The 13,863-nt window shown below is 58.4% G+C and carries 15 protein-coding genes; 10 read left to right on the top strand and 5 right to left on the bottom strand.

The features are described 5' to 3' along the window. Window positions 1–9 precede the first annotated feature (9 nt). From ada to V0R60_RS11675, 3 genes are all read right to left on the bottom strand, one after another. Complete coding sequence (gene ada, locus V0R60_RS11685; RefSeq protein ID WP_330079755.1) at window positions 10–1,071, bottom strand: bifunctional DNA-binding transcriptional regulator/O6-methylguanine-DNA methyltransferase Ada; 1,062 nt, start codon at window positions 1,069–1,071, stop codon at window positions 10–12. 76 nt (window positions 1,072–1,147) lie between these two features. After that, entirely contained in the window at window positions 1,148–1,771 is a 624-nt protein-coding gene (locus V0R60_RS11680) for a DNA-3-methyladenine glycosylase family protein (protein WP_330079754.1), read from the bottom strand. Then, window positions 1,768–3,114 (bottom strand): aminotransferase-like domain-containing protein, encoded by a 1,347-nt coding sequence (locus tag V0R60_RS11675; RefSeq protein ID WP_330079753.1) that lies wholly within the window; start codon window positions 3,112–3,114, stop codon window positions 1,768–1,770. Before V0R60_RS11675 ends, V0R60_RS11680 begins: the two co-directional genes overlap by 4 nt. An 87-nt stretch (window positions 3,115–3,201) precedes the next feature. Here V0R60_RS11675 and V0R60_RS11670 point away from each other — a divergent pair, with 87 nt between their 5' ends. From V0R60_RS11670 to V0R60_RS11635, 8 genes are all read left to right on the top strand, one after another. After that, complete coding sequence (locus V0R60_RS11670) at window positions 3,202–4,158, top strand: threonine dehydratase (RefSeq protein WP_330079752.1); 957 nt, start codon at window positions 3,202–3,204, stop codon at window positions 4,156–4,158. 57 nt (window positions 4,159–4,215) lie between these two features. Beyond that, window positions 4,216–4,470, top strand: a complete 255-nt coding sequence (locus V0R60_RS11665; RefSeq protein WP_330079751.1) for a type II toxin-antitoxin system HicA family toxin — start codon at window positions 4,216–4,218, stop codon at window positions 4,468–4,470. Beyond that, window positions 4,467–4,799 carry a type II toxin-antitoxin system HicB family antitoxin gene (locus V0R60_RS11660; RefSeq protein ID WP_136477651.1) on the top strand — a complete coding sequence of 111 codons (333 nt, stop codon included), beginning with the start codon at window positions 4,467–4,469 and terminating at the stop codon, window positions 4,797–4,799. The genes V0R60_RS11665 and V0R60_RS11660 overlap by 4 nt, the downstream gene beginning before the upstream one ends. Window positions 4,800–4,893: 94 nt before the next feature. Then, on the top strand, window positions 4,894–5,550 hold the full coding sequence (locus tag V0R60_RS11655; RefSeq protein ID WP_330079750.1) for a LysE family translocator: 657 nt from the start codon (window positions 4,894–4,896) through the stop codon (window positions 5,548–5,550). 335 nt (window positions 5,551–5,885) lie between these two features. Beyond that, window positions 5,886–6,320 (top strand): YybH family protein, encoded by a 435-nt coding sequence (locus V0R60_RS11650; protein ID WP_136477649.1) that lies wholly within the window; start codon window positions 5,886–5,888, stop codon window positions 6,318–6,320. Between the two features lie 86 nt (window positions 6,321–6,406). Continuing rightward, the gene (locus V0R60_RS11645; RefSeq protein WP_136477648.1) at window positions 6,407–6,751 is read left to right on the top strand and encodes a YciI family protein; all 345 of its coding nucleotides are present in this window, start codon (window positions 6,407–6,409) and stop codon (window positions 6,749–6,751) included. A 19-nt stretch (window positions 6,752–6,770) separates the two neighbouring features. Then, a complete protein-coding gene (locus V0R60_RS11640; RefSeq protein ID WP_136477647.1) occupies window positions 6,771–7,256 on the top strand; it encodes an SRPBCC family protein in 486 nt (161 codons plus the stop codon). Continuing rightward, window positions 7,256–8,491: an RNA polymerase sigma factor gene (locus tag V0R60_RS11635; RefSeq protein WP_136477646.1), complete on the top strand. Its 1,236-nt coding sequence runs from the start codon at window positions 7,256–7,258 to the stop codon at window positions 8,489–8,491. Before V0R60_RS11640 ends, V0R60_RS11635 begins: the two co-directional genes overlap by 1 nt. A 3-nt stretch (window positions 8,492–8,494) precedes the next feature. Here the strand turns inward: V0R60_RS11635 and V0R60_RS11630 are convergent, their stop codons facing one another. Next, entirely contained in the window at window positions 8,495–8,965 is a 471-nt protein-coding gene (locus V0R60_RS11630; RefSeq protein ID WP_136477645.1) for a MaoC family dehydratase, read from the bottom strand. A 35-nt stretch (window positions 8,966–9,000) separates the two neighbouring features. Then, a complete protein-coding gene (locus tag V0R60_RS11625; protein WP_330079749.1) occupies window positions 9,001–9,945 on the bottom strand; it encodes an alpha/beta hydrolase in 945 nt (314 codons plus the stop codon). Between the two features lie 207 nt (window positions 9,946–10,152). Here V0R60_RS11625 and fadD2 point away from each other — a divergent pair, with 207 nt between their 5' ends. Together fadD2 and fadD1 are read left to right on the top strand one after the other, a co-directional pair. Continuing rightward, window positions 10,153–11,841 (top strand): long-chain-fatty-acid--CoA ligase FadD2, encoded by a 1,689-nt coding sequence (fadD2, locus tag V0R60_RS11620; RefSeq protein ID WP_330079748.1) that lies wholly within the window; start codon window positions 10,153–10,155, stop codon window positions 11,839–11,841. 299 nt (window positions 11,842–12,140) lie between these two features. Then, window positions 12,141–13,838, top strand: a complete 1,698-nt coding sequence (fadD1, locus tag V0R60_RS11615; protein ID WP_136477641.1) for a long-chain-fatty-acid--CoA ligase FadD1 — start codon at window positions 12,141–12,143, stop codon at window positions 13,836–13,838. The last annotated feature ends 25 nt before the right edge of the window (window positions 13,839–13,863 follow it).

Raw genomic sequence — 13,863 nt, 5'->3', positions numbered from 1 at the left:
ATTACCGTGCTACGGATTTTCGCGCTCCAATAGCTGACGCTTTCGTTCGACGCCCCAACGGTAACCGGAAAGGTTACCGTCGCTGCGCACCACCCGGTGACAGGGGATCGCTACGGCGAGCGCATTGGCAGCGCACGCTTGGGCCACCGCACGCACCGCTTTGGACGCGCCGATGCGCTGGGCTATTTCGGCATAGCTTGCCGTTGTCCCGGCCGGGATCGTGCGCAGCGCTTGCCAGACCCGTTCTTGAAAGGCTGTGCCGCGCAAGTCCAGGGGCAAATCCAGGCCGATTCCGGGTGCCTCGATCAATCCCACCACCCTGGCCACCAGAGATTCAAACTCGCGATCACCGCCGAGCAGATTTGCCTTGGGGAATTTGTCCTGCAGATCCTGCAGCAAGGCCTGTGGGTTGTCGCCCAGGAGAATCGCACAGATACCGCGTGCGCTTTGCGCCACCAGAATCGCCCCCAATGAGCACTGGCCGAGGGCAAAACGAATATCGGTATTGGCCCCGCCATCGCGGTAAGACCCCGGGGTCATGCCCAGGCGTGCGTTGCTCGACTCGTAGAAGCGACTGTTGGAATTGAAGCCGGCTTGGTACAAGGCATCGGTTATGCTGCTGGAGTGCTGTAACTGATGACGCACTTTGTCTGCGCGGTGGGCCGAGGCATAGGCCTTGGGCGTCACTCCGGTAATGGCCTTGAACACCCGATGCAGGTGAAACGGGCTCATGCTCAATTGTTCGGCCAGTTGATTGAGGCTGGGTATCGACTCGGCGTCCTCGATCAGTTGGCAGGCTTGGGTGACCTTCGCCCGATGTTGCTCGGCCATCAGCGTCTGGTCAGCAACCTTTCGTTTGCTAGGCCGGTAACCCGCCGCTTCAGCTTGCGTCGGGGTGTCGAAGAACTCGACGTTGTCGATACGCGGCAGGCGCGAGCTGCTACTGGGCCGGCAGTACACACCGGTGGTGCGCACGGCATAGACAAACTCACCGTCGGCCGCCGGGTCGCGGGCGAGCATGGCTTGCCAGCGTGGATCGGATTCGCTGATGGAGGATTTACCTTGGCTCATACCGGGAATCTCTTGGTCAGTAGGGATGTGCTCAGGTTAGGGCGGTCGTTGAAGGAATAAACTCCGGGTCTTGCGTTCAAACTCGCGGGTTGGGCACGCGCCACAGGTACCAGGCAGCGACCGTGCGGTAGGGGCGCCATTGCTCACCCAGCTCGAGCATTTGCCGGCGGCTCGGCTGCGTGTCCAGACCTTGCAGGCGACGGTAACCTTCACGCACGCCGAAGTCATCGACGGGCAGGATGTCCATACGTTCCAGGGTGTAGATCAATAGCATCTCCACGGTCCAGCGGCCGACACCGCGTAAACTGATCAGGCGCTCGATCAGCGCTTCATCGGTCATTGTCAGCGCCTGCGCACGGTCTGGAACCACACCTTGCTGACGCGCCTGGGCAATGCCCTGGATGGTAACCAACTTGCTCCCCGAGAACCCGCACGCCCGCAGTTGCTCGGCTGGCGTGGCCAGCACTTGTTCGGGGCTGGGAAAATCACTGCCTGGATACAGTGCAAGAAAGCGCCCGAGGATGGCATCGCCTGCCTTCACGTGCAGTTGCTGGTAAGCAATGGCGCGTACCAGTGCCTGGTACGGGTCTCGCTGCGGGCGTGGCTGATGCAGGCATGGACCAATGGCCTGGACATGCGCGGCCCATTTCGAATCCAGCGTGCGCAGAAATTGCTCGGCCTCAGTGAATAACGTGTTCATGTCGCCTCCATGGCGTGGACCACCCGCTCCAGGGCCTGTTTGAGTTCCGCGCGGCTGCTGGCGGCCGAAAGGCTGACACGCACCGCCGGCAGTTCGCTCTGCTTTACGGCAAATACTTCTGCAGGCACCACTTCCACGGCATTGGCCCGACAGCGTTGTACCAGCGTTTGTGCAGGCACCGAACAGTTCACCCAGACATGCGGCGACGGCGCCTGGCCATAGAGCCTGTCAGCACCCAAAATTCTGCGCGCCAGGCGCCAGCGCTGTTGGGTCTCGGCACGTTGCCAGGCCAGGCGCCGATGTGCAGTGCCGTCACTGATCCAGCGACAGGCTATCTGCAAATTCAGCGGCGATACCTGCCAGTGTGTTGCCTGGGCGTGCGGGTCGATCCTGGCCAGCAACAGCGAGTCAGCGACGATCCAACCCAGGCGTAGCCCCGCCCCGACTGTCTTTGACAGGCTGGTTATCAATATTCCCTGCGAACCCAGTAACGGCCATAGGGGCGGCTGATCGGTCAGAGCACCATACACATCATCCTCGACCAACAGCAGGCCATGGCGCTGGATGACTTCGACAATCGCCTGCTGACGCTCGCGACTCATGGTGGCCCCCGTGGGGTTTTGCAGGCTGGGGGTGAGTACTACGAGCCGTGCACCGGTGGCGCGGGCGACGCGGTCCAGATCCTCAGGCAGAATTCCTTCCTGGTCCTGGGCGATGCCGTGCAGCGGCAAACGCAATTGGCGGCACGCAGCCTTGATGCCCGGCGCGGTCAGCGCTTCCACCAGCACCGGGTCTCCAGCCTGGCAGAGCGATAACAGAACACTGAACAGACCTTGTTGAGCGCCGCCGCACAACAGCAGTTGGCTGGCGTTCAGGTGCAGCCCGCGATTGGCTAGCCAGCTTGCCCCATGGGCGCGGGCCATTAGCAGCGCTTCGGCATTCAGATAATGGTCCAGGCCGCGAACTGCACCTTCGTGCAACAGTGCCTGCAAGGTGCGCTCAATATCCTGGTTGTCTGGATCGATCACCGGTACGTTGGTGGACAGATCGATCAGGCTGGGCTGCAGGCCGTTTTGCTTGAGATGAAACAGCGTTGCCTCTTTGCTGCCCGCCAGGACATAGGTGCCGCGACCCACTTCACCACTGACCAGATGGCGAACGGCAGCTTCACGGTACGCCTGTTGGGTGGTACTCGGGTTCAGCCCCAGGGCCCAGGCCAGGCGACGCTGTGGTGGCAGGCGTTCGCCGACTTTCAGTTCACCGCGCTCGATGGCGTCGGCGATGGCCTCGACCAAAGCCAGGTAGCGGGGGTGTTCAGTGGCGGGGAGGGTGGGCGTCCACATTTATTGTCGGCCATGCAATATAAGGTTTTACCCATACAATGGCTCGGCGCTAGGATCTGGTCAAATCCACTGTTGCCGAGGTGTTCCATGTTCGACCTGAATGACTTGCGTGAAGCTGCCCGCCTGGTACATGCCAGCGTGCCTGCCACTGCCCAGTACGCTTGGCCCCGGTTGGCGGAGCGACTGGGATGCGAAGTCTGGGTCAAACACGAGAACCACGCCCCGACCGGTGCTTTCAAGGTGCGCGGTGGATTGCTCTATGTGCAATGGCTGCAGGCCCAGAAGCCACAGGTTCGCGGCCTGGTCACTGCCACTCGTGGCAATCATGGGCAGAGCATGGCTCTGGCGGCGCGCAAGGCCGGGTTGCCGATCATTATCGTGGTGCCGCAGGGCAACTCTCGAGAAAAAAACGCGGCGATGCGTGCGCTGGGTGCGGAGTTGATCGAATACGGCGTCGATTTTGATCAGTCTCGGGAAGAAGCGGCCCGTCAGGCACAGATGCATGGCTATGAAATGGTACCGTCATTCCACCCGCAACTCGTTCGCGGAGTGGCCACCTATGCCCTGGAGTTGTTCGATGCGGTACAGAACCTGGATTGTGTCTATGTGCCGATCGGCATGGGCTCGGGAATCTGTGGGCTGATTCAGGCCCGCAACCTGCTGGGGTTGAGCACCGAAATCGTGGGCGTGGTCTCCAGCGCGGCCGATGCTTTTGCCTCGAGTTTCGAGCAAGGGCGCATCGTTACTACCGCGACCGCCGATACCTTTGCCGACGGTATGGCGTGCCGTATTCCTGTGCCCGAAGCATTCAATCTGGTTTACCAGCATGCCGCGCGCATCGTACGGGTGAGCGATGAAGAAGTCGCTCAGGCTATGCGCATCTATCACGAAGATACCCATAACACAGCTGAAGGCGCTGGGGCTGCCGGCCTCGCTGCCCTGATCCAGGAGCGCGATCGCCAGCAAGGGCGCAAAGTGGCGGTAATCTTGAGTGGCGCCAATATCGACCGGCAACGTTATGCGCAGGTCTTGGCGGGTGACTGAAAAATTCTGAATTGATCAATAGGAAAAAATGCTATCTTAATTTGATAGCATTTTCCGATGAACAATCGATACCGCAGAATCCTCGAGAGTATTTTTCGCTCACCTACAAGCGCCAGTCTGGCGTTCAGCGACATTGAAGCGCTGGTGCTGTATTTAGGCGGGCAAGTTCTGCAGCGTGAAGGTTCCAGGGTCAAGCTGGTTCTAGGTGCAGAGCAATGGCGTTGCCATCGCCCCCACCCCGGTAAAGAGGCCAAGCGATATCAAGTAGAAGAAGCCCGCGAATTTTTGCTGCGGGCAGGAGTTCAGCTATGAACGCGATGAACTACAAGGGCTATAACGCTCGAGTCGAGTATGACCCTCGTGACGACATTTTCGTCGGTCGGGTGCTGGGGGTGCGTGACATTATTAGTTTCCACGCCAGCTCTGTGAGCCAGTTACATGAAGCATTCCACCTGGCACTGGACGATTATCTTGCAGATTGTGCGGAGCGAGGCGTGCTCCCTGAGCGTCCAGCCTCGGGCAAAGTCATGTTGCGCATTCGCCCTGAGGTGCATGCCGCTGCGACGATCGCCGCGAAATCTGCAGGCAAAAGTCTCAATCAATGGGCGGATGAGGTTTTTGCGCGTGCAGCCCAGTTCTGACAGACCGGGGTAAAGGCAAGGCAGTTTTTCCAGTACAGCGCCCGTGTTTCCGCTTTAATAGCGCCTGCCTTCAACGCTGCCTATGGAATGCCCCATGCCTTTCTCCAATGGATTTCTTCTCAGTCTTTCCTTATGCCTCGATATCGGCATTGCCAACATCGCCATGATCACCCTGGCCATGCAGCGTGGGTTCTTCCAGGGCTTCTGGTTGGGGTTGGGTACGTGCGTCGGTGATCTGGTCTACGCAGTGGCTGCGCTGGTCGGGATGACCGTGTTACTGCAATTTGAGACGGTGCGCTGGGTGCTGTGGCTGGGCGGATCGCTGCTGCTGGTGTGGTTTGCCGTGAAGATGCTGTTGGCTGCCTGGCGCGGTGACGGCCAGGTACAAGCGGGGCAGGTGGTTGTGGAGTCGTTCTGGCGTGAGTTTCTGCGCGGGATTTTCCTGGCCATGTCATCACCGACGGCGATCCTCTGGTTTGCGGCTGTAGGCGGGGTGCTGATCTCCCGTTCCGGTGGTGGCAGTCTGCTTGAGGCTAGCCTGTTTCTGTCGGGGTTCTTTGCGGCAGGGCTCATCTGGTGTCTGTCGCTGTGCTTGATCGCCAGTCACGGTGGACGCTTGCTGGGTAATCGACTGCTGACGTGGTCGTATCTGCTTTCAGCGGCGATTTTCTGTTACTTCGCCGTCTATGTGATTGTTTCCGGTTATCGGGAATTCATCCTTGCCGTGCCTGCCGCCACAGCGGGTCTATAATCATTCGGGGTGCCCATTTGCAGGCGCCGACAGGCCGGAGGATTTTCGAGATGAAAGGTCTGGATGCAAAGAAAATGGCCAAGAAAAAGCCCCTCAGAACTATTGATGAAAAACGTGCCGCCAAACGCGCCAAGCGCTCGGCCAACAGTGGATTCCTTCCATGACATCCACAAGGAGCCCCGCAAGGGGCTTCTTGTGGTTTCCAGGTGCCGCGTTTTTCCCGGCGCAAAAGTTTTCCAGCAGCGTTGTCGATTTTTCCAGCAGCCATTCGACCATCTGTGAACGCACCGATTTGCTCGGTGCCTGGCACTCATCGAATCTGTGAGGATAAGACCATGAGCAGCACTGCCGAAAATGAAGTACGCCAACTCATCGAACGCTGGATACCTGCCGTTCGTGCGCGAGACATCCCTGCCATTCTCGCCCCATATACCGAAGACATCGTTGCATTCGATGCGGTCAAGGAATTGCAATTCAAAGGCAAGGCAGCTTATCGCGACCACTGGCAAGCCTGTATGGAGCACTGTCCCGGCGACATGATCTTCGAGATGGAGCAACTGCAGGTTCATGCCAGCGCCGACCTGGCTTTTGCCCACTGGCTGGTCCGCTGTGGTCCGGCCAGCGATGAGAGTGGCGAAGACAAGAGCTGCTACATGCGCGCCAGCGCCGGTTACAAGCGCATCGATGGGCAATGGATGGTTGTTCATGAGCATTGGTCGGCACCTTTCGACATGGAGACCGGTGCTGCGTTGTTCTCGCTCAAGCCTTGAGTCGAACACTTTCGAAAACGTGACCAAAGGCGCCTGCTGCAGCGGCGCGACTTGCAGCCATGTTGGCATTTGCGCTGGAGAAGACGATGAAATACCTATGCCTGGTCTATTGTGAAGAAGGTCTGCTGCACAGCTTGCCCGATAGCCCCGCCGATGCCGAGTGCATGGCGTATGCCGAAGCGATCCAGGGAACTGGGCGGATGCTCGCCGCCGAGGCGCTCAAGCCCGTGCAGACTGCCACCACGGTGCGTGTCCGGGGTGGGCATATGAGTTTGACCGACGGGCCGTTTGCCGAAACCAAAGAACAACTTGCGGGCTTCTATCTGGTAGATGCCCGTGACCTGAATGAAGCCCTGAACATTGCCAGGGGTATTCCTGCCGCCAGAGTTGGCAGTGTCGAAGTGAGGCCGATCCGCGAGTTGCAACCTTGAGTCGAAGGAGAACAACAAGATGAGCCTTCACCCTCCAGGGGCTGCGCAGTATGAGCTGTCCCTCAGCCGATTGATTGATGCTCCACGTAGAAAAGTGTTCCGGGCCTGGACTGACCCGCAGTTGTTGGCCCAGTGGTGGGGGCCGAACGGCATGATCACCCCGGTGTGTGAAATGCAGTTGTGGGTAGGCGGGTTGTTTCGCACGGTGATGCAGGCGCCAGACGGTGCCGAGTACCCCAACCAGGGGGTGTTCCTGGAAATTCTTGCACCTGAGCGAATTGTTTTCACTGATGCTTTCGGGCCAGGCTGGGTGCCGTCGAGCAAGGCATTCATGACGGCGGTAGTGACCTTCGAGGATGTTCAAGGCAAAACCCAGTACACCGCACGCGCCTGGCACTGGAATGCCGCCGATTGCTTGACCCATGAAGAAATGGGTTTTCATCGCGGGTGGGGTGAAAGCCTGGACCGACTGGTGACTGTGGTGACCACGCAGATGCCGGACTGATGGCAACGCAGGCCCAGGTGCAGGCCGAGGTCGAGTCTGTTTATCAGCGAGAATCGCGGCGCATTCTTGCTACATTAATTCGTTTGCTGGGAGATTTCGACCTGGCCGAGGAGGCCATGCACGAAGCGTTTTTTGTTGCTGTCGAACGTTGGCAGCGCGATGGAATACCCGCCAGTCCAAGGGCCTGGCTGGTGTCCACCGGCCGCTTCAAGGCCATCGACGGATTGCGTCGGCGCGCTCGTTTCGACCGCACCCAGGCGCAGTTGATGATCGCCTTGGAGGCACAGCAGGAGGATGAGGTGAAAGACGAGGAGCTGGAAGATGATCGCCTGCGCCTGATCTTTACCTGTTGTCATCCGGCGTTGGCCGCCGATGCCCAGGTGCCACTGACCTTGCGTGAGGTCTGCGACCTGACCACCGAGGAAATCGCCCGGGCCTTTCTACAGAGCCCGGCCACTATTGCCCAGCGCATCGTGCGTGCCAAGGCGAAGATCCGTGATGCGCAGATTCCCTATCAAGTGCCGGCGCTGAACGAATTGCCGGAGCGCCTGGACAGTGTGCTGAGGGTCATTTATCTGGTGTTCAACGAAGGCTACTCGGCGTCCTCGGGCGACAACCTGATGCGCAACGACCTCAGTGATGAAGCGATTCGCCTGGGGCGGCTGTTGCAGCAATTGCTGCCAGACCCGGAAGTGCTGGGGTTGCTGGCGTTGATGTTGCTGCAGGCTTCGCGGCAGGACGCGCGCAGTGACGACAAGGGCGAATTGATTTTGCTCGATGAACAGGATCGCAGTCTTTGGAATCGCGCATTGATCGCCGAAGGCAGCGAGTTGGTGCAGCAGGCATTGCGAACGCGCCACTTCGGGGTGTATAGCCTGCAAGCTGCAATTGCTGCGGTGCATGCTGAAGCGGCCAGCGCAGAACAAACCGACTGGGAAGAAATTGTCGGCCTTTACGATGTATTGCTGCGGGGCTGGCCATCGCCTGTGGTGGAACTCAATCGTGCCGCTGCCTTGGCGTCACGCGATGGCCCCCAGGCGGGGTTACTGGCGGTGGACGCGATTTTGGCGCGAGGCCAGTTGCAGGACTATCACCTGGCCCATTGCGCCCGTGCTGAACTCTGTCGGCAACTGGGGCGCGTGGATCAAGCGCGCGCGGCCTATCAAACCGCGCTGAACCTAACCCAACAAGGTGCCGAGCGGCGCTTTATCGAACGCCGCTTGAGCCAGTTGTGAGGGTTAGCCGATGGTGATTGGCGGCGGGCTGACCAATTCCACTGTCTGTTGTTTACGCGGCGCGAGGATCTCAGCCTCGCCATCGACGACCAATTCGTCATTCTGATTGAACACCCGCGTGGCGATGCGCACTTTGAACTTGGGCAGTTTTTCCAGGATTTCCAGGCGCACGGTCAGGGTGTCGCCGAACTTGACCGGCTTCTGGAAGCTCATGGTCTGTCCCAGGTAGATGGTGCCCGGGCCAGGCAGTTCGCAGGCAACTGCGGCGCTGATCAGTGCACCGCTGAACATGCCGTGGGCGATACGCTCCTTGAACATGCTCTTGGCTGCGAACTCGGCATCCAGGTGGACGGGGTTATGGTCACCGGACATCGCTGCGAACAGCTGGATGTCACGTTCTTCGACGGTCTTGCTGAAACTGGCAGTCTGGCCGACTTCAAGGGCTTCGTAAGGAGTGTTGGTGACCTGGGACATCGATTCGGTTCCTGCTAAGGGCGTGGAAACGGCCATTATTCACTGCGGGCAGGGCGGCACAGGGCCAACGCGTGCTCACACCAGTCAATGATCGCGGCCGTGACCTCGTCACGGTTGGTTTCGTTGAGCAGTTCATGTCGCGCTTTTGGATAGAGCTGCAACTGAACATGCTGGTTGCCGGCCAGGCGCAAGGCACCGGCCAGATCCTTGAGACGCTTGCCGGCACTGACCGGATCACATTCGCCGCCCATGACCAGGATCGGCAGGTTCGGATCGATCTGTTTGAGGTTGGCCGGTTGGCTGATTTGTTCAAGCCCCATCAGCAGGTCGATCCATAACCGGTTGGTGCAGCGAAAACCGCACAAGGGGTCGGCAATATAACGGTCGACTTCGGTAGTGTCGCGACTGAGCCAGTCAAAGGCTGTGCGAGTGGGTTTGAACGCTTTGTTGAACGAGCCAAAGGACAACCATTCGATCAATGCACTGTGACCCAGTGGTCCCTGACGCCAGGCCTCCAGGCGGGCGATCATGCAGGCCGCGCGGTACAGCGCCGGTGGCTGGAAATTCGAGCCACTGAGAATCGCACCTTGCAAGCTGGCGCCGTGGTGGATCAGATAGGCTTGGGCAATGTAGCTGCCCATACTGTGGCCGAAAAGAAACACAGGGGTGCCCGGGAACTGCTGGCCAATGTGCTGGTTGAGCAGCCCGAGATCGTTGACCACGGCGCTCCAGCCATTGTGGCGAGCGAACAGCCCCTGGGTTCCGAGTTCGGCGGTACGGCCATGACCGCGCTGGTCATGGGCAATCAGGGCATAACCCGCAGCACTCAGGGCCTGGCCGAGGCGCTGATAGCGACCGGCATGCTCGGCCATGCCGTGGGCCAGCAGCACGACGGCCTTGATAGGCGTGCTCGGCAGCCATTGGTAGACATAAAGGCTGCAATGATCGCTGGCCGGAAGCCAGAACGCATCGTGGTGCATGGCGAGTCCTTGTGCGCACAGGTGAAAGAGTCAGCTCAGTGTATAACTCAAGCGCACAATCGAAAGGTCGCAATAAACAAGATTCATAATGTTAATGACAGTGCTTGGCATATTTGCCACCTGCGGCATACCTGCTACCGTCGGCACAACATCCTTTCGTCAAGCAGACAGAGGACCGGAGCGGCCAAGGTATGAGGACAAGAATAAATGCAAGCTGATTTCTGGAATGACAAACGTCCTGCAGGTGTTCCGTCGACTATCGACATGAATACTTACAAGTCTGTGGTCGAAGTATTTGAGCGCTCTTGCAAGAAATTCGCTGACCGCCCTGCGTTCAGCAACCTGGGGGTAACCCTGACGTATGCCGAGTTGGAAAGGCACTCCGCAGCCTTCGCCGCCTACCTGCAGCAACACACCGATCTGGAACCGGGCGACCGCATCGCCGTACAGATGCCCAACGTGCTGCAGTACCCGATTGCCGTGTTCGGTGCCTTGCGCGCCGGACTGATCGTAGTCAACACCAACCCGCTGTATACCGCGCGTGAAATGCGTCATCAGTTCAAGGATTCCGGCGCCCGGGCACTGGTGTACCTGAACATGTTCGGCAAACTGGTGCAGGAAGTGCTGCCCGATACCGGCATCGAATTCCTCATTGAGGCGAAGATGGGCGACATGCTGCCGACGGCCAAGGGATGGCTGGTCAACACCATCGTGGCCAAGGTCAAGAAGATGGTGCCTGATTACCATCTGCCCCAGGCTGTATCGTTCAAGACCGCGCTCGGCCAAGGCCGCGGGGTGGTACCGAAGCGCGTGTCGCTGAGCCTCGAGGATATCGCCGTACTGCAGTACACCGGCGGCACCACTGGCCTTGCCAAGGGCGCGATGTTGACCCATGGCAACCTGGTCGCCAACATGCTTCAGGTGCTGGCGTGTTTCTCGCAACATGATGAGGACGGTCAGCGGCTGATCAAGGAGGGGCAGGAGGTGATGATTGCGCCACTGCCGCTCTATCATATCTATGCCTTCACCGCGAATTGCATGTGCATGATGGCCACCGGTAATCACAACGTGCTGATCACCAACCCTCGAGATATTCCAGGGTTCATCAAAGAACTGAAAAAGTGGAAGTTTTCCGGACTGCTGGGCCTGAATACGCTGTTCGTGGCGTTGATGAATCACCCAGGGTTCAAGGACCTCGACTTCTCTGCCCTGAAAGTCACCAACTCCGGTGGCACGGCCCTGGTCACCGCCACCGCCGAACGCTGGGAAAGCCTCACGGGCTGCCGCATTGTCGAAGGCTACGGCTTGACTGAAACGTCGCCCGTGGCCAGCGCCAACCCCTATGGCAAGCTGGCACGCCTCGGCACTGTCGGCATTCCGATGCCGGACACGGCATTCAAGGTCATCGACGATGAGGGAGTCGAACAACCGCTGGGGGAGCGCGGCGAGCTGTGTATCAAGGGCCCGCAAGTAATGAAAGGCTACTGGGAACAGCCACAGGCCACTGCCGAGGCACTGGACAGCGATGGCTGGTTCAAGACCGGTGATATTGCCGTGATCGATCCGGATGGCTTCACCCGGATTGTCGATCGCAAGAAGGACATGATCATTGTTTCGGGCTTCAACGTGTACCCGAACGAGATCGAAGAAGTGGTCATGAGCCACCCTCAGGTGGTCAATTGCGCGGTGATCGGCGTACCGGACGAGCGCTCGGGAGAAGCCGTGAAGCTCTTCGTAGTGCCGCGAGATGGCAACGTCAGCGTTGAAGAGCTCAAGGCCTTCTGCAAAGCCAACTTCACCGGCTACAAAGTACCCAAGCAAATCGTCCTGCGTGACTCGCTGCCGATGACGGCAGTGGGCAAGATCCTGCGCCGCGAACTGCGCGACATTGCCTGAAGGCAAGTACAGCCGCCGGCTTCAAGCGGCAAGTGATGCAAGACGAACCAAGCCGTTCGGTATGCCGCTTGCCGCTTGAATTCCCTGCTTTAGTCTTTTTACTCTAAAAATGACCATTGAGTTATCAAGAGTCATTTTTGTGACTGTTTGGGCTTCTTTAGCTCTAGTCGACCGTTTGCAAAGCTGCTAATCTCGGCCCGCTTGTGATTTTCTGGTTTGCAATAAACCGTAATCTTATATCAATAATAATCGCATCGACTGCGGTGAAGAATTCGCTGGTGCTGGAGGAGTGGGCTTCCATGATCGAAAACTTTTGGAAGGATAAGTACCCAGCCGGGATTGCTACGCAAATCAATCCGGATGAGTACCCGAATATCCAGGCAGTATTGAAACAGTCCTGCCAACGCTTTGCTGACAAGCCAGCCTTTAGCAACCTGGGCAAAACCATCACCTACGGCGAACTGTACGAGCAGTCGGGGGCGTTTGCCGCTTACCTTCAGCAAAACACGGACTTGCAACCCGGTGATCGCATCGCCGTTCAACTGCCCAATGTGCTTCAGTATCCGGTTGCTGTGTTCGGCGCTTTGCGTGCGGGCCTGATCGTGGTCAACACCAACCCGTTGTATACCGCACGGGAATTGGAGCACCAGTTCAACGACTCCGGCGCCAAGGCGCTGGTGTGTTTGGCCAACATGGCGCACCTGGCTGAAAAGGTAGTGCCCAAGACCCAGATCAAACACGTTATTGTCACCGAAGTGGCCGATATGCTGCCACCGGTAAAACGTCTGTTGATCAACAGCGTGATCAAGTACGTGAAGAAAATGGTCCCGGCCTATCATTTGCCGAAGGCGGTCAAGTTCGTTGACGTGTTGCGTCAGGGCGCCGGCAAACCGGTGCAGGAAGCGAATCCTGATCGCAATGATGTTGCCGTGTTGCAGTACACCGGTGGTACCACCGGCGTTGCCAAAGGGGCGATGCTTACACACCGTAACCTGATGGCAAATATGCTGCAGTGCCGGGCGTTGATGGGCTCCAACCTCAATGAAGGTTGCGAAATTCTGATCACCCCGTTGCCGCTTTATCACATTTACGCCTTCACCTTTCATTGCATGGCAATGATGCTGATCGGCAACCACAACATCCTGATCAGCAACCCGCGCGATTTGCCGGCGATGGTCAAGGAATTGTCGAAGTGGAAGTTCAGTGGATTTGTCGGTCTGAACACGTTGTTCGTTGCCCTGAGCAACAACGAGAACTTCCGCAAGCTGGACTTCTCGGCACTGAAAATCACCCTGTCCGGTGGCATGGCCTTGCAGATGAGCGTTGCCGAGCGCTGGAAAGCGGTAACCGGTTGCGCCATTTGCGAAGGCTATGGCATGACTGAAACCAGCCCTGTGGCGACAGTCAATCCTGCCGAGCACAACAAGGTCGGCACCATTGGTATTCCAGTACCTTCGACCCTGTGCAAGATCGTCGATGACGCCGGTGTCGAGCTGCCGTTGGGTGAAGTGGGCGAGTTGTGTGTCAAGGGCCCGCAGGTGATGAAGGGCTATTGGCAGCGACTGGAAGCTACCAACGAGATTCTCGACAGTGAAGGCTGGTTGAAAACCGGTGATATTGCCCTGATCCAGCCCGATGGCTACCTGCGTATCGTCGACCGTAAGAAAGACATGATTCTGGTGTCCGGATTCAACGTCTATCCCAACGAGCTCGAGGATGTTCTGGTGGCACTGCCGGGTGTGCTTCAGTGTGCCGCTATCGGTGTGCCTGACGAGAAGTCCGGTGAGGTGATCAAGCTGTTCATCGTCGTTCGGCCAGGTGTCACGCTGACCAAAGAACAGGTGATGGCGCACATGCGTGCCAATGTCACTGGCTACAAGGTGCCGCGCTTCATCGAGTTCCGCGATGCTCTGCCGACCACCAACGTCGGTAAGATCCTGCGTCGTGAACTGCGTGACGAGGAGCTGAAAAAGCTCGGTCTGAAGAAGATCGCCTGACAACGATCTTGGTGCAGCAGCCGGC

Origin of the sequence: Pseudomonas auratipiscis (assembly GCF_036324085.1) — a bacterium.
GTDB classification, from domain to species: Bacteria; Pseudomonadota; Gammaproteobacteria; order Pseudomonadales; family Pseudomonadaceae; genus Aquipseudomonas; species Aquipseudomonas auratipiscis.
The sequence above is the reverse complement of the archived record's forward strand: the minus strand, read 5'-3'. Positions and strand labels throughout refer to the sequence as shown.

Coding starts and splice junctions, on each gene's coding strand:
- ada (WP_330079755.1), bottom strand. CDS start 1,071: ATGAGCCAAGGTAAATCCTCCATCAGCGAATCCGATCCACGCTGGCAA.
- V0R60_RS11680 (WP_330079754.1), bottom strand. CDS start 1,771: ATGAACACGTTATTCACTGAGGCCGAGCAATTTCTGCGCACGCTGGAT.
- V0R60_RS11675 (WP_330079753.1), bottom strand. CDS start 3,114: ATGTGGACGCCCACCCTCCCCGCCACTGAACACCCCCGCTACCTGGCT.
- V0R60_RS11670 (WP_330079752.1), top strand. CDS start 3,202: ATGTTCGACCTGAATGACTTGCGTGAAGCTGCCCGCCTGGTACATGCC.
- V0R60_RS11665 (WP_330079751.1), top strand. CDS start 4,216: ATGAACAATCGATACCGCAGAATCCTCGAGAGTATTTTTCGCTCACCT.
- V0R60_RS11660 (WP_136477651.1), top strand. CDS start 4,467: ATGAACGCGATGAACTACAAGGGCTATAACGCTCGAGTCGAGTATGAC.
- V0R60_RS11655 (WP_330079750.1), top strand. CDS start 4,894: ATGCCTTTCTCCAATGGATTTCTTCTCAGTCTTTCCTTATGCCTCGAT.
- V0R60_RS11650 (WP_136477649.1), top strand. CDS start 5,886: ATGAGCAGCACTGCCGAAAATGAAGTACGCCAACTCATCGAACGCTGG.
- V0R60_RS11645 (WP_136477648.1), top strand. CDS start 6,407: ATGAAATACCTATGCCTGGTCTATTGTGAAGAAGGTCTGCTGCACAGC.
- V0R60_RS11640 (WP_136477647.1), top strand. CDS start 6,771: ATGAGCCTTCACCCTCCAGGGGCTGCGCAGTATGAGCTGTCCCTCAGC.
- V0R60_RS11635 (WP_136477646.1), top strand. CDS start 7,256: ATGGCAACGCAGGCCCAGGTGCAGGCCGAGGTCGAGTCTGTTTATCAG.
- V0R60_RS11630 (WP_136477645.1), bottom strand. CDS start 8,965: ATGTCCCAGGTCACCAACACTCCTTACGAAGCCCTTGAAGTCGGCCAG.
- V0R60_RS11625 (WP_330079749.1), bottom strand. CDS start 9,945: ATGCACCACGATGCGTTCTGGCTTCCGGCCAGCGATCATTGCAGCCTT.
- fadD2 (WP_330079748.1), top strand. CDS start 10,153: ATGCAAGCTGATTTCTGGAATGACAAACGTCCTGCAGGTGTTCCGTCG.
- fadD1 (WP_136477641.1), top strand. CDS start 12,141: ATGATCGAAAACTTTTGGAAGGATAAGTACCCAGCCGGGATTGCTACG.